At 70.5% G+C, this 20,043-nt stretch carries 19 protein-coding genes and 1 pseudogene; 14 read left to right on the top strand and 6 right to left on the bottom strand.

What is annotated here, in order from left to right; all coding sequences use genetic code 11:
- Together N5079_RS27855 and N5079_RS27860 are read right to left on the bottom strand one after the other, a co-directional pair.
- Positions 1 to 1,038: a hypothetical protein gene (locus tag N5079_RS27855; protein WP_261587102.1), complete on the bottom strand. Its 1,038-nt coding sequence runs from the start codon at positions 1,036 to 1,038 to the stop codon at positions 1 to 3.
- Complete coding sequence (locus tag N5079_RS27860) at positions 1,035 to 2,093, bottom strand: LLM class flavin-dependent oxidoreductase (protein WP_261587103.1); 1,059 nt, start codon at positions 2,091 to 2,093, stop codon at positions 1,035 to 1,037. Before N5079_RS27860 ends, N5079_RS27855 begins: the two co-directional genes overlap by 4 nt.
- Before the next feature lie 187 nt (positions 2,094 to 2,280).
- Between N5079_RS27860 and N5079_RS27865 the strand changes: the two genes are divergently transcribed.
- Positions 2,281 to 2,772, top strand: a complete 492-nt coding sequence (locus N5079_RS27865) for a hypothetical protein (protein WP_261587104.1) — start codon at positions 2,281 to 2,283, stop codon at positions 2,770 to 2,772.
- Between the two features lie 62 nt (positions 2,773 to 2,834).
- Here N5079_RS27865 and N5079_RS27870 read toward each other — a convergent pair whose 3' ends face one another.
- Entirely contained in the window at positions 2,835 to 4,316 is a 1,482-nt protein-coding gene (locus N5079_RS27870; protein ID WP_261587105.1) for a S1 family peptidase, read from the bottom strand.
- Between the two features lie 219 nt (positions 4,317 to 4,535).
- Here N5079_RS27870 and N5079_RS27875 point away from each other — a divergent pair, with 219 nt between their 5' ends.
- Positions 4,536 to 5,237, top strand: coding sequence for a hypothetical protein (locus tag N5079_RS27875; RefSeq protein ID WP_261587106.1), 702 nt, complete (start codon positions 4,536 to 4,538; stop codon positions 5,235 to 5,237).
- On the opposite strand, the gene N5079_RS27880 is transcribed toward N5079_RS27875, so the two are convergent.
- On the bottom strand, positions 5,230 to 6,300 hold the full coding sequence (locus N5079_RS27880) for an acyl-CoA dehydrogenase family protein (protein ID WP_261587107.1): 1,071 nt from the start codon (positions 6,298 to 6,300) through the stop codon (positions 5,230 to 5,232). The genes N5079_RS27875 and N5079_RS27880 overlap by 8 nt on opposite strands.
- A gap of 53 nt (positions 6,301 to 6,353) precedes the next feature.
- On the opposite strand from N5079_RS27880, the gene N5079_RS27885 reads away from it, so the two are divergent.
- Entirely contained in the window at positions 6,354 to 7,028 is a 675-nt protein-coding gene (locus N5079_RS27885; RefSeq protein WP_261587108.1) for a hypothetical protein, read from the top strand.
- A 112-nt stretch (positions 7,029 to 7,140) separates the two neighbouring features.
- Complete coding sequence (locus N5079_RS27890; protein WP_261587109.1) at positions 7,141 to 8,883, top strand: proline--tRNA ligase; 1,743 nt, start codon at positions 7,141 to 7,143, stop codon at positions 8,881 to 8,883.
- 23 nt (positions 8,884 to 8,906) lie between these two features.
- On the opposite strand, the gene N5079_RS27895 is transcribed toward N5079_RS27890, so the two are convergent.
- Positions 8,907 to 9,431, bottom strand: a complete 525-nt coding sequence (locus tag N5079_RS27895; RefSeq protein WP_261587140.1) for a ferritin-like domain-containing protein — start codon at positions 9,429 to 9,431, stop codon at positions 8,907 to 8,909.
- Positions 9,432 to 9,433: 2 nt separating this feature from the next.
- Positions 9,434 to 9,958, bottom strand: a complete 525-nt coding sequence (locus N5079_RS27900) for a hypothetical protein (RefSeq protein WP_261587110.1) — start codon at positions 9,956 to 9,958, stop codon at positions 9,434 to 9,436.
- A 158-nt stretch (positions 9,959 to 10,116) separates the two neighbouring features.
- On the opposite strand from N5079_RS27900, the pseudogene rimP reads away from it, so the two are divergent.
- The 10 genes and pseudogenes from rimP to rpsO form a co-directional block, all read left to right on the top strand.
- Positions 10,117 to 10,581, top strand: a pseudogene (rimP, locus tag N5079_RS27905) (ribosome maturation factor RimP); the annotation flags it as partial.
- A 200-nt stretch (positions 10,582 to 10,781) separates the two neighbouring features.
- Entirely contained in the window at positions 10,782 to 11,771 is a 990-nt protein-coding gene (gene nusA / locus N5079_RS27910; protein WP_261587141.1) for a transcription termination factor NusA, read from the top strand.
- Complete coding sequence (locus N5079_RS27915) at positions 11,755 to 12,048, top strand: YlxR family protein (protein ID WP_261587111.1); 294 nt, start codon at positions 11,755 to 11,757, stop codon at positions 12,046 to 12,048. The genes nusA and N5079_RS27915 overlap by 17 nt, the downstream gene beginning before the upstream one ends.
- 236 nt (positions 12,049 to 12,284) lie before the next feature.
- Complete coding sequence (gene infB, locus N5079_RS27920) at positions 12,285 to 15,422, top strand: translation initiation factor IF-2 (RefSeq protein ID WP_261587112.1); 3,138 nt, start codon at positions 12,285 to 12,287, stop codon at positions 15,420 to 15,422.
- A gap of 63 nt (positions 15,423 to 15,485) precedes the next feature.
- Positions 15,486 to 15,785, top strand: coding sequence for a DUF503 domain-containing protein (locus N5079_RS27925; protein WP_261587113.1), 300 nt, complete (start codon positions 15,486 to 15,488; stop codon positions 15,783 to 15,785).
- 48 nt (positions 15,786 to 15,833) lie between these two features.
- Entirely contained in the window at positions 15,834 to 16,322 is a 489-nt protein-coding gene (gene rbfA / locus N5079_RS27930; RefSeq protein WP_261587114.1) for a 30S ribosome-binding factor RbfA, read from the top strand.
- A 2-nt stretch (positions 16,323 to 16,324) separates the two neighbouring features.
- A complete protein-coding gene (locus tag N5079_RS27935; protein ID WP_261587115.1) occupies positions 16,325 to 17,341 on the top strand; it encodes a DHH family phosphoesterase in 1,017 nt (338 codons plus the stop codon).
- A 124-nt stretch (positions 17,342 to 17,465) separates the two neighbouring features.
- Positions 17,466 to 18,401, top strand: a complete 936-nt coding sequence (gene truB / locus N5079_RS27940; RefSeq protein WP_261587116.1) for a tRNA pseudouridine(55) synthase TruB — start codon at positions 17,466 to 17,468, stop codon at positions 18,399 to 18,401.
- A gap of 95 nt (positions 18,402 to 18,496) precedes the next feature.
- Complete coding sequence (locus N5079_RS27945) at positions 18,497 to 19,459, top strand: bifunctional riboflavin kinase/FAD synthetase (RefSeq protein ID WP_261587118.1); 963 nt, start codon at positions 18,497 to 18,499, stop codon at positions 19,457 to 19,459.
- A gap of 163 nt (positions 19,460 to 19,622) precedes the next feature.
- A complete protein-coding gene (rpsO, locus tag N5079_RS27950; protein WP_261587119.1) occupies positions 19,623 to 19,892 on the top strand; it encodes a 30S ribosomal protein S15 in 270 nt (89 codons plus the stop codon).
- Positions 19,893 to 20,043 lie beyond the last annotated feature (151 nt).

A 20,043-nucleotide genomic window follows, 5' to 3' on the forward strand; every position in this document is an offset into this window, starting at 1 on the left:
CTAGTGAGCGATGGCCGTGCGGTCTCTGCCGAGGTGCTGGCCTCTCAGGTCGTTCACGGTCCCGGGCCGCGACGCCTCGGCGACGCCGGGGGCGACCTCGACGGTGATCGCGACGGGGGTGGTGGCCTTCAGGGACTCCCGGATGCGGGCCTTCCACATCGGGTTGCCGACGAGGGCGGCCCGGTTGAAGGTCACCGTCAGCGTCGCGGCGTCGAGGGTGCCCGGCCGGGAGATCGTCAGCTCCCACGTCGCGACGCCGTCGATCTTGGCGAGGGCCTTCTCCAGCCGGGGCAGCGCCAACCAGACGCCCCTGATCAGGACGTGGTCGCCGACCGTGTGCTCGGGCGCCGGGACGAGGTCCGGGGTCGTGACCCGGCCGACCTGGCCCGTCCGCAGTACGCTGTCGCCGCGCGTGACGACCAGCTCGGCGGCCCCCTCCGGATAGGGCGCGTCCAAGATCTCGTCCTTGTCGAGAGAGGCCAGGCGGAGACTTTCGGACGGGGTCAGCGGGGCCGTCTCCGACGCGCGCCAGCCGAGCGCCGCGCCGCTGTACGGCGACGCGAGGATCTCGGAGACCGACGCGTCGAACTCGCCGGCGAGCTGCCCCAGCGTGCCCCTCGACGCGATCTCGCCGGTCAGCACGATGTGCCGCAGCCCCAGGTCGAGGGGATCGAGCAGGAACTCCAGATGGAGGCGGGCGAGGAAGTCCATCGCCCCCGTTGGCGTGATCACCAGCGTGGTCGCTCCGACCGACATGAGCGCGTGGTGCAGCCGCAGCCGCCCCCTCGGGCCCACCGGCGCCGCGGCCTCGGCGACCTCCGCCGCCGCCGAGGCCCACAAGGCCCCGTACGGCTCGGCCAGCGCGACCACCACCCGGTCACGCTCCGCCACCCCGGCGGAGCGCAGTGCCGAGGCGGTGGCCGTACGGTCGTCCGGATCGAGCGGAACGGCGCTCGACCCGTCGGGGGAGACGAGCAGCAGCCCGGTCGCGTCGTGCCCGGTCAGGTCGCCACGGGTCAGCCAGCGCTCGCCGCTCACCGCGCCACCTCCGTCATGAAGCGCCGCATCGAGTCGCACACGTGCCCGTGGGCGAGGCCGCCGACCTGGGCCTGGAGGATCAGGTCGGTGGCCCCGGCCTCGGCGATCCTGGCGACGGCCTTGCGGGAGCCGGCGACGTCGTCCACGACCACCATCAGATGCTCCCGTAGCGTCGCCATCGCCTCGTCGGGTGGCAGCCCGGCGGCGAGCTGGCCGAGCACTCTGTGCGTCGCGTGCCGGGCGTCGTAGTAGTCGGGCGGGGTGACGAGGTTGACCTGGCGGCGGATGTACCAGAGCACGGGATCGGCGGCGACCGCGATGGCCTCGTCGCGGGTCGGGCCCACGAACCAGGGGATCATCAGGGCGATCCGGCGGGTGTCCGGGTCGAAGCCGCTGTCGGCGAGGCATTCCCTGTATTTGGCGATGTCGGCCGCGACCTCGTCGATGCCCTTGAGCATGGTCATGCCGAGCAGGTTGTACCCCTTCCTGGCCGCCGCCAGGTAGCCGTCAAGCGAGGTGGAGGCCACCCATACGGGCGGGTGCGGCCGCTGGACCGGGCGCGGGTAGACGCCCACGTCGGGGATCTCGAAGAACTGGGTGGACCGGCTGACCGGCTCGCCGTCGGCGTTCCAGATCGCGAGCACGGCCTCGAGGGAGTCCTCCCAGAGCGCGCGGGACTGCTCGAACGGCCGCTGGAAAGCCTGATACTCCAGCGGAGAGGCTCCCCTTCCCGTGCCGAACTCCACCCGGCCGTCGCTCACGATGTCCAGCGTGGCGACGCGCTCCGCCGTACGGATCGGGGACTGGAACGGCAACAGCACGACGCCGAGCCCGAGGTGGATCCGGGCGGTCCTCTGCGACGCGGCGGCCAGCACGAGGTCGGGGGCGGAGGAGTGCGAGAAACCGCGGGTGAAGTGGTGCTCCACGAACCACGCGGTGTCGAATCCAAGCTCGTCCCCGAGCACCACCTGTTCGATCACGTTGTGGAACGCCTGCCGTTCGACCTCGCGGGTCCGGCCGCGCACCTCCAGCTCGTAGCCCAGGCTGATCCTCATGGCCCCGTCCCTCACGTCAGTTAACCAAGCGCTCGCTTGGCTGAGGTTACACGCGAACCCGTCGCACCGGCAACGAGGGCTTGCGGGAGGGCGGTCGCCGCGATCAAAGTTGATGCTCGTGGGCTCTGGGGCTAAAAGACGGGGAAACCCGAGGACGAGACGGCCGATCGGTGGGACCCTCCCAGACATGAGGGGATTCCGCGGGGGGCGGGAGGAGCCCGGGCTTCTGCCGGGGCCGGATGAGCATGACGAGGCGCGGACGCCGAACGCCCGGCGTTACGAGGCTCTCGGCAGGGTGATGGCCGCGCTGGCCGGCGAGGCCGAGATGCTGGAGGCCTGCCGCGACCTGGCCTGGTGGCGAGGGAGCGACCACTCCTGGCACGTGGAGTGGCGGGACGGGCCGCTCGCCTCGGAGGTCGCGGCGCTGCTCGTCGAGCGCGTTCACGAGCCCGGGCACCCGGGGTCGCTGGCCGGGGCGGCCGGGCCCGCCACCGCTTCCACCGCGTCGCTGGACGTCATGGGAGTGAGCTTCGTGCTGCGGGCCATCGACCCGCTCGGCATGGAACGGCTGCGGTCCCGTCCGGGGCTGTGGCGGATGTCCGCGACCCTGGACGGGACCGTGGGAGTGGCCAGACGGCCCGCCTCCCGGCAGCACTGGGAAGAACTGCTCGGCGGTTGAAGAGACCCGGACGGCGAGGGCGCCGTCCGGGTCGTTATGTCCGGTCGTCGTTAACTGGCTTCTCAGCTCGTGGCGAGGGTGCCGGGGAAGCCCAAGTAGGCGTCCCAGATGTCGGTGAAGTACTCGATGCAGGGGTCGAAGGCGCCGCCCCAGTGGTCGGATCCGCCACCGGCTGCTCCGTTGTGGATCCCCTTGGCGACGACCTTGCCGGCCGAGGTGACGGTGTACACCGGCCCGCCCGAATCACCGCCCAGGGTGCACTGGCCGTGCTTGTAACCACGCACCCCGTTCTTCAGAACGGTCCCGTCGCTGTACTTGTGGTTGATGCGGATGGCGCTGACCTTCCAGCCGCAGAGTTCGCCGGCGGTCGAGCCGCCCGTGCAGTACTGGTCGCCGTAGTCGGCCCGCCGCGACCACATCGCGCCGACCGCCCGGCTTGAGGCGGAGGTGCTGGAGCCGACGTAGATGCGCGCCGTGCTCGTCTTGCCCGAGCCCAGCTTGATCAGTGAGGCGTCGCCGTGGTAGGAGGACTGGCCGTCGATGAGCACGGTGCCCTTGTTGTTGGCCCAGGTGTCCTTGACGACCGACCCCACGTACTCGACGGGGGTGGCGACGGAACCGCCCATCGTGGTGCAGTGGCCCGCCGTGATCATGGCCTGGTAGCCGCTGTAGCGCCAGGGGAATCCGTTGGTGCAGCTACCGACACTCGTGTAGATGCGGGCGCCGCCGTAGAAACCGCCGACGCTGCTGTCGTTCTGCCGCGCCTCGGTCTGAGACGGGCCTGGGTCCTCGACGAGCCGGATGGCGACGGCGTCCGAGCCGTAGCGGGTCGCCAGGCCGGTGCGCAGCGCGTCACTTGCGGAGGTCGCCTCGACGAGGACCCGGTCTCGCTCCGGCTGGACCAGCGCGTTCAGGATCTTGTCGCTGTCGGGCATGACGTCGGGTGTGAGCGTCACCACCTCATCCTTGATCGCGTTGAGCCGGTTCCAGCTGTACGGCACGACGTGGACCTTGGGATAAACGATCCACGGGTTCGTGGCGGAAGCCGATGCGCCGGACGGCGACGTACTCGACGAGGTCCTCGCCGCCTTCTCCTTCGCGGCGACCGAGTCGTTCGAGGGGGCCGAACCGGTGGACGTCGCGGCGGCCGAGGCTGCCGGGGTGACGGTGTCCTTGTCCTGCGGTGGCGGGACCGAGCTCGGGTCCGCCGACCCGTCATCCGGGGGCGCGAGGTCTGGCGGCAGGGACACGGCCTGTCCGGCCTCGCTCTGCGCGTCGGCGCTCGTGACGGTCGCGATCAGAGTGCCGCTGTAGACGTACGGCTGGCCGTACACATCGGGTTTGGCTAGGGCGCGCGCTTCGGCCTCCTTGAGCGCGTAGCTCATCTTGTAGTCGGGAGGAGTGGCGTTGGCGTAGGGGTCATCGGTGATCACCTCGACCGGCGTGACGGGGTCGGCCGTGGCGCCGGGGGCGGGGAGGGCGATCAGTGCCATGGCGAGCGCGGAACTCGCGAGCAGGGCGTTCCTGACGAAGGCAGGGCGCATGGACTCTCCAATGAGGGGTTCAAGATCGGAGATTGCCGCCGCAGTGAATCATGAAAGCGAGGAACTGGATGTCCGAAATGTCATGAAACGGACGCGTCATCTGATTCTTGGTACTTGTCAAAAAATTTTCACATTGTTTAGATGGATTTGCGATCTTGGCTGGTGTGGGCGTGTTTGCTGTCGCTTGGGGATTACGCGGCGCCCTGACACAATGCGGGGGTGGCTGTCGAGGCGAGTTCACCCCCGGCGTCGCGGTCGCGTGATCTTCGCCATGCCGGGCTCGTCCTCGCGGTGGCCGCCGTCTTCGGCGCCTTGGGCGCGGCGATCGCCTATCACGGCGGCGATGCGCCGGACGCTTACCTCATCGCCGAGTCGTTCTGGTCGCGCTTCGCGTATTTCCTGGTCGCGGTCGCCTGCGGACGATCCGCGTCCCGATTCCGCCAGGCGATGGCCGCGGCGCTCGTCCTGGCCTTCGGCGGGTACGCCGCCGGAGTGGCCGTCAACCTGGTCCGGGGACTGGCCTTTCCCTTCGGCATGACCGGCTACGACGCCGGGGAGATCGTCTACTTCGTGCTCAAGGTCGTCGTCTTACCGCTCGCCGGAGTCGTGTTGGCCTTCCTGACGCGACGAGAGGATCTCCGTGGGGATCTGGCGCTCGCCCTTCTCCTGCAGGGCCAGTCGATCCCCGCGGTGCTGTCGCTTCAGCTGTGGCTTCAGGGTCTGTTCACCCGCGAGAGCGGTGAATGCTGTGTGACGGTCGAATGGGGCTATCCCTGGCAGGACTGGGCGGGCCTGGCTCTGGCCCTGGTGCTCGTGGTGCTCCTGCGGCCCACGCCACCGGCGCGGCTTCGATCCCTCGCCGTCACGGTCGCGCTGACGGCGCTACTGGCCGGTCTGGGAAGGCTTCAGGGCCTTATGTGAACACGGCCCGCGCCAGCCGGGCCCGATGCGCCTCCGGCGGCCCGAAGAGCTGGGCGTCCGACGTCGCCCGCTTGAAGTACCGATGGGCGTCGTGCTCCCACGTCACCCCGATGCCGCCGTGCACCTGGATGTTCTCGCCGGCCGTGCTCAGATATGCCTCGGTGCAGTACGAGCCCGCCATCGCGGCGTGGACGGACAGTTCCTCCGCGCTCGCCTCGGCGGCGGCATAGGCGGCCGAGCGGGCGGACTCGACCTTGAGCAGCATGTCCGCCAGCTTGTGCTTGATCGCCTGGAACGAGCCGATGGGCCGTCCGAACTGGTGGCGCCTCTTGGCGTACTCGGCCGCCGACTCCAGGCAGCGGGCCGCCCCGCCCGCCTGCTCGGCGGACAGCCCGGCGATGCCGAGGTCCCGCACCCGGGCGGCCGCCCGCCCGTCGCCGAGCCGTCGTACGGGCGCCTCGTCGAAGGTCAGCTCCGCCAGTGGCCGGGTCGGGTCCAGGGTGACGTACGACCGGCGCGCCGACGGCTCGGCCTCCACCAGGGCTCCGTCGACGTAGACGAGCACGACGTGGCTCTCCACGCTGTCCATGACGGGGCCGTCCATGATTCGGCCGTCCATGACGTACGGCGCAAGCCCGCTGAGCCGGTCGCCGTCCAGTGAGAGGTCCGCGTCGTCGGGGAAGATCACGGTGGCCGTCGTGGTCCCTTCGGCGATCGCCGGCAGCAGCCGCTCCCGCGCCTCGGGGTCACCCGACTCCAGGATCGCTGAGGCCGCCAGCACGACCGTGGACAAGTAGGGGAGGGGCGACAGCGCTCGGCCGATCTCCTCGCAGACGATCGCCACCTCGGGGAACCCGCATCCGGCTCCGCCGTACTCCTCGGGGATGGCCAGCCCGGCGGCGCCGAGCTCTCCGGCGAACCGCCGCCACGTGGCCCCGGTGGCCTCTCGGAGGAAGGTCCGGACGGCTTCGCGCATTGCCTCTCGCTCATCCACGCGGCGAGCATACCAAGCGGTCACTTGTTCCTTTATGTAAGCATGGCCGTTATGGGGGTTATTTGACATCCCTATAGACTGTTCGTGACTGGTGTAGTAACGAAAGATCGGATTACGGCCGAATGAACATCCCGTCCTGGTTCCCCCAGGAGGCCGCCGAGGAGACCTCGGAGGGAGACTTCGCCGCACTGGACCGGTGCGCGCGTCGCATCCAGGGCCACATGCTCGTCGCGCTACTCGCCGGCGTCGCGGTGGGCTTGGCCGGGACGCTGCTGTCCGGCGTCGCCTCCAGTCCTGTGCTCAGGATCGTGATGTCCGCTGTGCTGGTGAGCGCCGTCGCGGTGAGCGGCTACCTTTCCGCGGGATTGGGATGGGCACTGCTCAACAGCGCCCTCACGACCTTCGGCGCGGTTTTCCCGGGCCTGGTCATGAGCGTGAGCGGCGGGGACTTCATCGAAATCGCCGGCGGCGGAGTCGCCTTGGACGGCCTCCTCTTCCGGATGGTCGCCATAGGAGCGCTCGCGTATCTCGCCCGTTCACGCTCCCCGTGGGGCGACGTGGCCGCGGGCGGGCTCGCGCTGCTGTTCCTCACCGACATGGCCGAGAGCGCGAGCTCCAACGGAACGGTCAAGTGGCACGGCATGGTGACCTGGGACAGGGGCCCCGCCCTGCCGTGGCTCGCCGGTACGGCGCTCGTGCTCGGGCTGCTCTGCGTGGTCCTTTCGCGCCGGTCGTGGGCGGGCCGTACCCGCGCCGCGGGCGTCGCCGCGGTCCTGACCGCCGTGTACGCGCTGTAGAAGGTGTACAGCCTATAGAGGAGGCGAGACGCGTCCGCGAGTCGATAACCTTGGCTCACATCGTCTCTCTCGCGGTCTCTGTCGCGAGATCTCCAACGAGCAAGGAGTAGCCGTGCTGCTGCGTATGTCGACCCTGTTCCTGCGCACGCTGCGTGAGGATCCGGCGGACGCGGAAGTGCCGAGCCACAAGCTGCTCGTCCGCGCCGGATACGTCCGCCGCGTCGCCCCCGGCATCTACTCGTGGCTGCCGCTCGGCAAGATCGTCCTGGAGAACATCACGCGGGTGGTCCGCGAGGAGATGAACCGGATCGGCGCCCAGGAGGTGCTGTTCCCCGCGTTGCTGCCCCGCGACTACTACGAGGCCACCGGCCGGTGGACCGAGTACGGCGACACGCTCTTCCGCCTCAAGGACCGCAAGGGCGCCGACTACCTGCTCGGGCCCACCCATGAGGAGATGTTCACCGACATGGTCAAGGGGGAGTACTCCTCCTACAAGGACTACCCGGTGACTCTCTACCAGATCCAGACGAAGTACCGCGACGAGGCGCGTCCCCGGGCGGGCATCCTGCGCGGCCGGGAGTTCGTCATGAAGGACTCCTACTCCTTCGACCTCGACGACGACGGCCTCAAGCACTCCTACGAGACGCACCGAGAGGCCTACATCCGGATCTTCGACCGGCTCGGCATCGACTACCGCATCGTCTTCGCCATGTCAGGCGCGATGGGCGGCTCGGCGTCGGAGGAGTTCCTGGCACCCTGCGCCACCGGTGAGGACACGTTCGTGGCCTGCCACAACTGCGGCTACGCGGCCAACGCCGAGGCCGTCGTCACCCCCGCGCCGCCGGCCGTCACGACCGGCCACCCCGCGCTCGAGGTGCTCGACACGCCAGACACGCCCACCATCGAGTCGCTGGTCAACTACGTCAACGAGCACCACGGCCTGCGGATCACCGCCGCCGACACGCTGAAGAACGTCGTGGTCAAGGTCCGCACGCCGGGATCCGACAAGGCCGAGACGCTCATCATCGGCGTGCCCGGCGACCGGGAGGTCGACTTCAAGCGCCTGGAGGCGGCGGTCTCACCCGGCGTCCCCGAGATCTTCGAGGCGGAGGACTTCGTCCGGCATCCCGGCCTGGTTCGCGGATACATCGGCCCGCAGGTCCTCAAGTCGCTCGGCATCCGCTATCTCGTCGACCCCCGCGTGGTCGACGGCTCGGCCTGGGTGACCGGGGCCAACGAGCCCGGCAAGCACGCCGCGCACGTGGTCGCGGGCCGCGACTTCGAGGCCGACGGCACGATCGAGGCGGCCGACGTCCGGGCCGGGGACTCCTGCCCCCGATGCGGCCACCCGCTGTCGATCGACCGCGGCATCGAGATCGGCCACATCTTCCAGCTCGGCCGCAAGTACGCCGACGCCGCCGGGCTCGACGCGCTCGGGCCGGACGGCAAGCCGATCCGGATCACTATGGGCTCCTACGGCGTCGGCGTCTCACGCGCGGTCGCCGTGCTGGCCGAGCAGCGCCACGACGAGCTGGGCCTGGTGTGGCCGCGCGAGGTGGCCCCGGCCGACGTGCACATCGTCGGCACCGGCAAGGAGAACCAGATCGACGTGGCCACCCAGCTCGCCGAGGAGCTGGAGTCGCGCGGCCTTCGCGTCCTGGTGGACGACCGCGCGGGCGTGTCCCCCGGCGTGAAGTTCAAGGACTCGGAGTTGCTCGGCCTGCCGACCGTGCTGATCGTCGGTCGCGGGCTCGCCCAGGGCGTCGTGGAGCTGCGCGACCGCGTGACCGGGACCAAGGAGGAGATCCCGCTCGCCGAGGCCTTGGACCGGGTCCTGGCGGCCTGCCAGGCCTGATCGTGGCGCCCCCAGGGCCCATCTCATTGCCTGCCGACGGGCTTCTCGACCAGCGATGAAGGGTCGAGCGACGGAGTGGGATCGAGGGACGGGGTGGCGTCGAACGCCGGCGTGGGGCCGGCGGTCGCCGTGGGTGACGCCCCGGGCCCGGGCATGCCGGGGAATGCGGTGATCGCGGGCCGCCAGCCGTACGCGCGGGTCGCGCATTCCTGGGCGGCGAGGGCGGCGAGGCGCCGCAGCGACGCGTCCGGGTCGGCGGCCAGCTCCAGATAGGCGGTGGTGAGCCGCTCCTCGACCAGCACGGCGAGGCGGACGGCGTCAGAGGCCGTCATGACCTCGAACGGCAACCGGTAGGTCGGCCCGGGTTCCGACGGAGTGCCGCCCCGCTGCGCGATCAGCGCGCGGAGCTGGTCGCGCCGGGCCCGGTGGGCGTCGAACCCGATCGAGGCACGGGCGCGGAGCCTGCCCGTCGTCTTCCCGCCGACCACCCCGTAGGCGTACACGGCGGCGTGCTCGGCGGCCAGGGCCTTGGCGAGCGCGTCAGTCACAGTCAATCACGCAGCCTCCCCAGCGCGACGACGTGTACGGCCTCGCAGGCGCCGATGCCGGCCAGGAGCTGGGCGAGCGCGGGAGAGACGCCCGCCGTCTGGGCCGGCCGCTCGGCCGCCGCCCGGCGCTCCGCGTCGCGCAGCCGGCCGACGGACACCGCCGAGCCGGAGGCTTGCGACGGGGAACCGGAGGCTACCGAAGGGGAAGGCGAGGGGCTCGGCGCGGCGTCCCGGGGAAGCAGCTTGCGCAGTGCGGCGAGATGGGCGACATGACGCTGGCGGAACTGCTCCAGCGTGGTGGCCCGCCTGGCGTCCGACAGCGCCGCCCGCTGGTAGAGCGCGATCATCTGCTCCTTGGCCGCGATCAGGGAGATCAACAGCACGGTCTGAGGATCCGGCGGATTGGCGGCACGGGTCTTCTCGGAGCCTTGACCCGTGCGGGACGAGCAGCCGGAAACGGCCAGCCCGGCCGCGGCCGTGCCCAGCAGGGCACGCCTCGTCATCCGGGCCCCGCTCGTCTGTTCCACGACATAGCATCGTACGGCGCGTCGCCCAGTGGTCATCGCTTCTGGCGATCATCGCGCTCGTGTCGGCTCGCCGCCCGGGTGTGGCGCTATTTCCGTCCCGCGTTGTCGATAGGCTGTTGGCACATCGGGCGAGGTACGCCAGTGAATGGGAGGTCGGCATGGGCAACGACGCTCGACGCGACCGCCTCGTGGAGCTTCTCGGCCCGGTGGTCGACGCCGAGGGGCTCGACCTGGAGGATGTGACGATCACTCCGGCGGGCAAACGGCGGCTGGTGCGGGTTGTGGTGGACCGCGACGGCGGGGTGAGCCTCGACGACGTGGCCGACGTCAGCCAGTCGATCTCGAAGGAGCTTGACGACAGTGACGTTCTGGGCGGCAGTCCGTACGTCCTGGAGGTCAGCTCGCCGGGAGTCGACCGGCCGCTCACCGAGCCGCGCCACTGGCGGCGTGCCAAGGGCAGGCTGGTCAAGGCCGAGCTGCGGGACGGCACCTCGGCCGAGGGGCGTGTGACGGGCGCGGACGAGTCCGGCGTGGAGCTGGACGGGACGCGCCACCTCGCGTTCGCCGAGTTGCTCCGAGGCCGGGTGCAGGTCGAGTTCAACCGGGCCGACGACGACTCCGACGACGGCTCCGACGACGACTCCGAGGAAGACGCAGACGATGTCTTCGACGACGACTTCGACGATTCGGACGACCACGCGGACGGCCAGACCGGCGGTCGCGCCGGCGGCCACATTGGCGGCCACAATGGTGACGCGGACATCGACGGCCGCACCGACGACATTGACGACGAGGGCTAAGGGGGAGCCTTGTGGACATTGACATGAGCGTCCTGCGCAGCCTGGAGCGGGAGAAGGACATCTCCTTCGACCTGGTCGTCAAGGCGATCGAGGACGCACTACTGATCGCGTACTTCCGCACCGAGGGCGCGGCGCAGAAGGCCCGCGCCGAGCTGGACCGGCTGTCGGGGCACGTGAGCATCTGGGCGGCCGAGCTCGACGAGACCGGCGAGGTCGTCAGGGAGTACGACGACACCCCGGGCAACTTCAGCCGGATCGCGGCCACGACGGCCAAGCAGGTCATCCTCCAGCAGTTGCGCGACGCGGAAGACGAGATCAACTTCGGCGAGTTCGCGAGTCGCGAGGGCGAGCTGGTCGCCGGGATCATCCAGCAGGGCAAGGATCCCAGGGTCGTGCTGGTCGACCTCGGCAAGATCGAGGCGATCCTCCCGCACAACGAGCAGGTCCCCGGTGAGGACTATGTCCACGGCGAGCGCATCCGCTGCTACGTCGTGCAGGTGAAGAAGGGGCCGAAGGGCCCCTCCGTGACGCTGTCGCGCACGCACCCCAACCTGGTGAAGAAGCTGTTCGCGCTGGAGGTGCCCGAGATCGCCGACGGCACCGTGGAGATCGCTGCCATCGCCCGCGAGGCGGGGCATCGAACGAAGATCGCCGTCAGGTCCCGCAAGCCGGGGGTCAACGCCAAGGGCGCGTGCATCGGGCCCATGGGCTCCCGCGTGCGGAACGTGATGACCGAGCTGCACGGCGAGAAGATCGACATCATCGACTGGTCGGACGATCCGGCCGAGTTCGTCGGGAATGCGCTCTCACCTGCGCGTGTTTCCCGAGTCGAGGTGATCGACCTGGACGGCCGCGTCGCCCGGGTCACCGTGCCCGATTACCAGTTGTCCCTGGCCATCGGCAAAGAAGGGCAGAATGCCCGGCTCGCCGCGCGTCTGACCGGATGGCGCATCGACATCCGGCCGGACACTCAGGAGGCACCGGCCGATCCCGCAGATGCGTCGGCAAGGTAAGCTGGAACACGGTGGCCAGGCAGCCCCGCTCAGAACGTGTGTGGGCTGTCGGGTTCGCACGGTAAAGTCCGAGTTGCTCCGCCTGGTAGTGATCGAGGGCGTCATCGTCCCCGACCTGCGAGGACGGCTACCAGGGCGTGGTGCTTCACTGCATCCGTCCCTGCGCTGTCTGGAGCTCGCCGAACGCCGCCGGGCGTTTCCTCGCGCGTTTCGCGCCGAGGGGGCGCTCGACGTTGCGTGTCTGCGGGCTCACCTGGAGGGGCTTGACTCGGAGTAAGTCCGGGTGAATGGTTACCACTGCTGTTCTCACAGCCGGTATCGGCATGAGATCAGGCAGCATTGGCCCCAGTATTCGGCCTGGGGCCGCGCACGAAGAAACTGTCATGTAGGACGCCGAGTTGATGGGCGGAGTCAGATTGCTATGAGCGCCTGATGAGCACGCGGCGATGAGTACGTCCAGGTAGCGACGGTCCGGCGGCACTGCTAGCCTCCCGGGCCGAGTTAGGGAGTGCAGTGGCGAAGGTCCGGGTATACGAACTCGCCAAGGAGTTCGGAGTCGAGAGCAAGGTCGTGATGGCCAAGCTCACCGAAATGGGCGAGTTCGTGAGGTCGGCGTCTTCAACGATAGAGGCGCCGGTCGTCCGCAAACTTACAGAGGCGTTCGGCAAGGGCGACGCCTCCAGGGGTGGCGGTAAGCCGTCTCCCCGTCCGGCGCAGCCGAGGCCTGCGCCGAGGCCGGCAGAGAGCCTGGCCAGTGGTGGCGCCGCACCGGCGCCCGTTTCCCCGTCCGCCGACGCGGCCAGGCCGGCCCCGAAGCCGGGTCCGCGGCCCGCTCCGCGTCCGGTTCCGATGCCGCATCCGGCCCCGCCGGTCGCTCAGCCCGAGGCGGCGCGGCCCGAGGCCGCCCCTCCGCAGGCTCCGCGTCCGGAGGCGGCCCGTCCCGAGTCCCGTCAGGAGGCTCCGCGTTCCGACGCGGGTCGTCCCGCGGCCTCCGGCCCCCGTCCGGGGCCAGGCGCGCCGAAGCCCGGCCCCCGGCCGGCCCCGCGTCCGGCGTCCGCGCCGGGTGCGCCCGCCGGCCCGTCTGGTGGGGCTCCGCGTCCGGGTGCTCCCAAGCCGGGTCCCCGTGGCCCGCGTCCGGGTAACAACCCGTTCTCTTCCAACGCCAGCGGCATGGGACAGCGCCCGGCGCGTCCCGGCAGCCGTGACGGCGCCGAGCGCCCGGACCGTGGCGACCGGCCCGACCGCGGCGACCGCGGCGACCGTGGTCCCCGCGAGCCGCGCCGCGACGGTGCGCGTGACGGCGCCATGCCGCGTCCGCCGGGTGCCCGTGCGGGTGCTCCGGGTGCGGGTGGTCCGCGTCCCGGCCCCGGCGGCCCGCGTCCCGGCCCCGGTGCGGGCGGTCCTCGCCCGGGTCCCGGCGCCGGTGGCCCGCGTCCCGGTGGTCCGCGTCCCAACCCGATGATGATGCCGCAGGGCCGGCCGGCCGGTCCGGGTGGCGGCGCCGGCGGTGGCCGCCCCGGTGGCGGTGGTGGCCGTCCCGGTCCCGGTGGCGGCGGTGGCCGTCCCGGCGGCGGTGGCGGACGTCCGGGCGGTGGCGGCTTCGGCGGTCCCCGCACGGGTGCCGCGGGCACCGGCCGTCCCGGCGGCGCCGGTGGCGGTCCCGGCACGGGCGGCGGCGGTTTCGCCGGTCGTCCGGGTGGCGGCGGCCGCGGCCGTGGCGGCGGTACGGCGGGAGCCTTCGGGCGTCCCGGTGGCCGTCCGACTCGCGGCCGCAAGTCGAAGCGTCAGAGGCGCCAGGAGTTCGACAACATGCAGGCGCCGGCGATCGGCGGCGTGCAGGCTCCGCGTGGCGGCGGTCAGACGATCCGCCTCCCGCGCGGCGCGTCCCTGTCGGACTTCGCCGACCGGATCGGCGCGAACCCCGCCTCGCTCGTGCAGATCATGCTGCACCTCGGCGAGATGGTGACCGCGACCCAGTCGGTCAACGAGGAGACCCTGCAGCTGCTCGGCGCCGAGCTCGACTACGTCATCCAGGTCGTCAGCCCGGAGGAGGAGGACCGAGAGCTCCTCGAGTCCTTCAAGATCGAGTTCGGTGAGGACGAGGGTGACGAGGCCGACCTCGCGCCGCGTCCGCCGGTCGTGACCGTCATGGGTCACGTCGACCACGGTAAGACGAAGCTGCTCGACGCGATCCGGCACACCAACGTCGTGGCCCGCGAGGCCGGCGGCATCACCCAGCACATCGGCGCCTACCAGGTGTCGACCGTGCACGAGGGTGAGCAGCGCAAGATCACCTTCATCGACACCCCGGGTCACGAGGCGTTCACCGCCATGCGTGCCCGTGGCGCCCAGGCGACCGACATCGCGGTGCTCGTGGTGGCGGCCGACGACGGTGTGAAGCCGCAGACCATCGAGGCGCTCAACCACGCCCAGGCGGCCGACGTGCCGATCGTGGTCGCGGTGAACAAGATCGACAAGGAGGGTGCGGACCCGACCAAGGTCCGGGCCCAGCTGACCGAGTACGGCCTGGTGGCCGAGGAGTTCGGTGGCTCCACGATGTTCGTGGACATCTCCGCCAAGCAGAACACGGGCATCGACAACCTGCTCGAGGCCATCCTGCTGACCGCGGACGCCGAGCTCGACCTCCGGGCGAACCCGGACATGGACGCCCAGGGTCTGGCCATTGAGGCGCACCTCGACAAGGGGCGTGGCCCGGTGGCGACCGTGCTCGTGCAGCGCGGCACCCTGCGGGTCGGCGACTCGATCGTCTGTGGCGAGGCCTTCGGCCGTGTCCGGGCGATGCTGGACGACAACGGTGACACGGTCGAAGAGGCCGACCCGTCGCGTCCGGTCCTGGTGCTGGGCCTGACCGCGGTTCCGCGGGCCGGTGACAACTTCATCGTCGTCACCGACGACCGGATGGCACGCCAGATCGCCCAGCAGCGGGCGGCCCGGCAGCGCATCGCCGACATGGCCAAGTCCGGCCGCCGGCGCACGCTCGAGGAGCTGTTCAAGGACCTCGAGAAGGGCCAGGTCGACGAGCTCAAGCTCATCATCAAGGGTGACGTTTCCGGTTCGGTGGAAGCCCTGGAGGACGCGCTGCTCAAGATCGACGTGGGCGACGAGGTCAACCTCCGGGTTCTGCACCGCGCCGTCGGTGCGATCACCGAGTACGACGTCAACCTGGCGATCGCGGACGACAACGCCGTCATCATCGGCTTCAACGTGCGCCCGGAGGTCCGGGCCCGCGACCTGGCCGAGCGCGAGGGCGTCGACATCCGCTACTACTCGGTCATCTACCAGGCGATCGAGGAGATCGAGGCGGCCCTCAAGGGCATGCTGAAGCCGGAGTTCGAGGAGGTCCGGACCGGCACCGCCGAGGTCCGCGAGGTCTTCAAGGTCCCGAAGATCGGCAACATCGCCGGTGCTCTGGTCCGCTCGGGCACGATCACCCGCAACAGCAAGGCCCGCATCATCCGCGACGGTGTCGTCGTGGCCGACAACCTGACCGTCTCGTCGCTGCGCCGCTTCAAGGACGACGCGACCGAGGTCCGCGAGGGCTTCGAGTGCGGTATCGGTGTCGGGTACAACGACATCAAGATCGATGACGTCATCGAGACGTTCGAGATGCAGGAGAAGCCGCGCGCCTGACGTGTCGTGCCGCCGCCCCCGTCCGGGGGCGGCGGCCGAACGTCGGCATGTGGTGACACTTCCATGTATGTCGGTGCCCTTACTTTGGACATCCTGCTCGGCGACGTGCATTCGCTGAAGCAGAAGCGCTCCGTGGTCCGCCCGCTCATCGCCGAGGTGCAGCGGCGGTTCCCCGGTATCGCCGTGGCCGAGACCGGCCACCTGGATCTGCACCGTCGCGCGGAGATCGGCGTGGCCGTGGTGTCGGCCTCGGCGGTCAACTGCGACGAGGTGCTCGACGCGTGCGAGCGAGTGGTCGCCTTTCACCCCGAGATCGAGCTGCTGTCCGCGCGGCAGCGGATCTTCAACGACCACGAGGAATAGACGGCCGGGCCGGCGCGTCAGCCGTACATCGAACGAGGGAGCGTGAGCATGGACGCAGCGCGCGCCAGGAAGCTGGCCGACCGCATCCAGCAGGTGGTCGCCGAGATGCTCGAGCGGCGGATCAAGGATCCGCGGCTCGGGTTCGTGACGGTGACCGACGCCAGGATCACCGCCGATCTGGGTGACGCGACGGTCTTCTACACCGTCTTCGGCTCCGAGGCCGAGCGGGCGGACACCGCCGCCGCGCTGGAGAGCGCCAAGGGGATCATCCGGTCCGAGGTGGGACGGCAGACCGGCCTGCGGCACACGCCCACGCTCACGTTCGTCCACGACCCGCTGCCCGACAGCGCCCGCCATCTGGACGACCTGTTCGCCGTGGCCAGGGCGAAGGACGCGGAGATCGCCAAGAAGGCCGAGGGGGCGGAGTTCGCCGGGGACGCCGATCCCTACCGGTTCGAGGAGGATCTCGAGGGCGACGCGGCCGACCAGGACGGCGAGGGCGAGACGTCCGGCCGCGCGGGGCATCGCACGACGTGACCATGCGAGATGCGGGTCACGGTACGGCTGTCGCCGAGGCCGACTGGGAACGGGCAGCCGAGCTGGTCCGCCGGGCGGACTCGGTCGCGCTCGCCTGTCATGTGTCCCCCGACGGGGACGCGCTCGGGTCGATGCTGGGCTTCGGCCTGGCCCTCCGGGATACCGGGAAGAAGGTCGTCGCGTCCTTCGGGGACCGCGGTTTCGCCGTGCCCCGGCTGCTGCGGTTCCTGCCCGGTCAGGAGCTGCTGGTGGAGCCCTCGGCCTACCCGGCCGAGCCGCCCTTGATGATCACCTTTGACGCGTCCACGATGGACCGGCTCGGCCTGCTCATCCCCAACGCGGGCAAGGCCGGAGAGCTCGTCGTACTGGACCACCATGTGTCCAACACGGGCTTCGGATCGCTCCATCTCGTGGATCCCGCGGCCGCGTCGACCACGATGGTGACCGAAGAGCTGATCAACCGGCTCGGGCTCACGGTGGACGAAGACGTCGCCACCTGCCTTTACACCGGGCTGGTGACCGACACCGGGTCGTTCCGCTACTCGGCCACCACACCGGCCGCCCACGCCATGGCCGGGCGGCTGGTCGCCGCCGGGCTCAGGCCGGACGAGATCGCCCGCGAGCTGTGGGACCGGTCGCCGTTCGCCTATCTGCGGGTGCTCGGCGCCGCCCTCGGCCGGGTCACGCTGGAGCCGTCGGAGGCCGGTGGCCGCGGGATCGTGTGGACCTATGTGACCCGTGCGGACCGGGCCGCCAACGCCCTGCCGTACGACGAGGTGGAAGGCGTGATCGACGTCGTCCGCCGGGTGGACGAGGCGGACGTGGCGGTGGTGCTGAAGGAGGGCGACGACGGTGTGTGGAACGTCTCGACGCGCTCCAAGGGGGCCGTCGACGTGGGCGGGGCCTGCACCGCCCTCGGCGGTGGCGGCCACCGCAGCGCGGCCGGCTTCTCGTCCCGGACCTCTCCCGAGGAGACGATGGCGTCCCTCCGCCCCCTCCTGCGCCAACCCTCGCCGTGATCATGCACAGGTTCCCCGGAACACCGCATGACCTGCCGAGACCTGCGGCGTGATCATGCGCGTATTCCTCGGAAACCTGTGTGACCTGCGTATCCTCGTTTCGTGACCATGCATTGGACCTGTCATGAGTACGGCTAGGCCCCGGCGGACCCCTCCGCCGAACGGGCTCATCATCGTGGACAAGCCCGCCGACTGGACATCGCACGACGTGGTCGGCAAGATGCGCGGCATCGCCGGGACGCGCAAGGTCGGCCACGCCGGCACGCTCGACCCGATGGCCACCGGGGTCCTCGTCATCGGCGTGGAGAAGGCCACCCGCCTCCTCGGGCATCTCGCGCTGACGGAGAAGGTCTACGAGGCCACGATCCGGCTCGGCGTCACGACCAACACCGACGACGCCGAGGGCGAGGTCACCGCGACCACCCCCGCCGGGCACGTCGCGGACGAGGACGTGCACAAGGGGATCGCCGCGCTCACCGGTCCGATCATGCAGGTTCCGCCGCAGGTCAGCGCCATCAAGGTGAACGGCGAGCGGGCCTACAAGCGGGCCCGCGCCGGCGAGGAGGTGGAGCTCGCGGCCCGTCCCGTCACGATCCACGCCTTCGAGGTCACGGGCATCCGCCGACCGGCGGACGCGGGGGACGTTCTGGGCGACGGGAACGTTCTGGACGTCGTGGACGTCGACGCGACGATCACCTGCTCCAGCGGGACCTACATCCGGGCGCTGGCCCGCGACCTCGGCGCCGCGCTCGGCGTCGGCGGCCACCTCACCGCCCTGCGCCGCACCAGGGTCGGGCCGTACGGCATCGAGTCGGCCCGCACGATCGAGGAGCTCGCCCGTGAGTGCGTGATCCTTCCGATGGCCGACGCCGTCGCCGCCGCGTTCCCGCGCAGGGACGTGACGGAGGAGGAGGCGCGCCTGGTGGCGCATGGCGGCCGGCTCCCCGCGGCCGGGCTCGGCCCCGGGCCGGTCGGCGTGTTCGGCCCCGACGGGACGCTGCTCGCGCTCGTCGAGGAACGCGGAGGCGCGGCCAGGCCCCTCGCGGTGTTCGTGGCATAGTCCAGCGGCATTCGGGTGGGGCTGGTTCCCGCGATGGCGGCCCGGCATGGCAGGCTTGTCTACTGCTGGCAAGCCGTACAGGAATCGAGGTCGAGGTGCAGGGCTGGCACGGACTGGACGACGTGCCCGAGGACTGGGGCAGGTCCGTCGTCACGATCGGCGTCTTCGACGGAGTGCACCACGGTCACCAGCAGATGGTGGCCCGCGCGGTCGAGCTGGCCCGCGAACTCGGGGTTCCCTCGGTCGCCGTCACCTTCGATCCCCATCCCGACGAGGTCGTGCGGCCGGGGAGTCATCCGCCGCAGCTGACCAGCCCGCGCCGCCGGACCGAGCTGCTCTCGGCGCTGGGCGTGGACGCGGTGTGCGTCCTGCCGTTCACGCTGGAGTTCTCCCGGATGTCGCCGGACGAGTTCGTGCAGACGGCGCTGGTCGACCGGCTGCACGCGGCCGGGGTCGTGGTGGGGGAGAACTTCCGGTTCGGCCACAAGGCCTCCGGCGATCTGGAGACGTTGCGGGAGCTGGGCGAGAAGTACGACTTCGTGGCGGTGGGCGTTCCGCTGGTGAGCAACGGCGAGGCGATCTCGTCCACGCTGATCCGTGAGCGGCTGGCCGCCGGCGACGTCGCGGGGGCCGCCGAGGCGCTGGGCCGCCCGTACCGCGTCGAGGGCGTGGTCGTCCGGGGCCACCAGCGCGGTCGCGCGCTGGGGTTCCCCACGGCCAATGTCGAGTCGCCGCAGCACACCGCGATCCCCGCCGACGGTGTCTACGCCGGATGGCTGCAGTGCACCCAGGCGCCCTCGCCGTACGAGGGGCAGCGGTGGCCCGCGGCCATCTCCATCGGGACGAACCCGACCTTCGAGGGGGTGGAGCGCACGGTCGAGGCGTACGCCCTGGACCGGGACGACCTCGATCTCTACGGGGCGCACGTCGCGGTCGACTTCTCCGAGCGGCTCCGCGACACGCTCAAGTTCGACTCGATCGACGCTCTGATCGAGCAGATGCACACGGACGTGGCCGAGGCCCGCCGTCTCACCGGCGAAGGCGGGCCCGCCGTCTGACGGAATTGTGCGGGTCGCTGAGCTGCGGTGGTAGCCTTGCATGTCGGCCATATTCAGGTGGCGCTCAGCGCCATCCGGCTGGCCTGTCACGGCGACTGTAGGCACGCACGGTCGTTCGCGGGCTTGGAAGCGTTCCGCGTGCCTCCCATGAGAAGGAGAAGCAGTGTCGCTCGACACCGCCACCACGAAGGCCATCGTCACCGAGTACGGCACCGCCGAGGGTGACACCGGATCGCCGGAGGTCCAGATCGCGCTGCTCAGCAAGCGCATCAGCGACCTCACGGAGCACCTGAAGACCCACAAGCACGACCACCACAGCCGTCGTGGTCTGCTCCTGCTGGTCGGCCGCCGTCGCCGGCTGCTGAAGTACCTGCAGGCGAAGGACATCACGCGCTACCGGTCGCTGATCGAGCGGCTCGGCCTGCGCCGATAGTGCGGAAAGGAGCGGCGGTCCTCGCCGCTCCTTTCTCTTGGCCCGGCGAGTCGCCGATCAAGCGGCCGGGGCGCCGAGCAAACTTAATAGCCGACAACTGAATAGCCGACAGGGAGAGGAAGCCGGAAGGCCGACTCGACCCGACAGACAA

It is taken from the genome of Planotetraspora sp. A-T 1434, assembly GCF_025420585.1.
In the GTDB taxonomy this organism is placed as follows: domain Bacteria; phylum Actinomycetota; class Actinomycetes; order Streptosporangiales; family Streptosporangiaceae; genus JAOEGB01.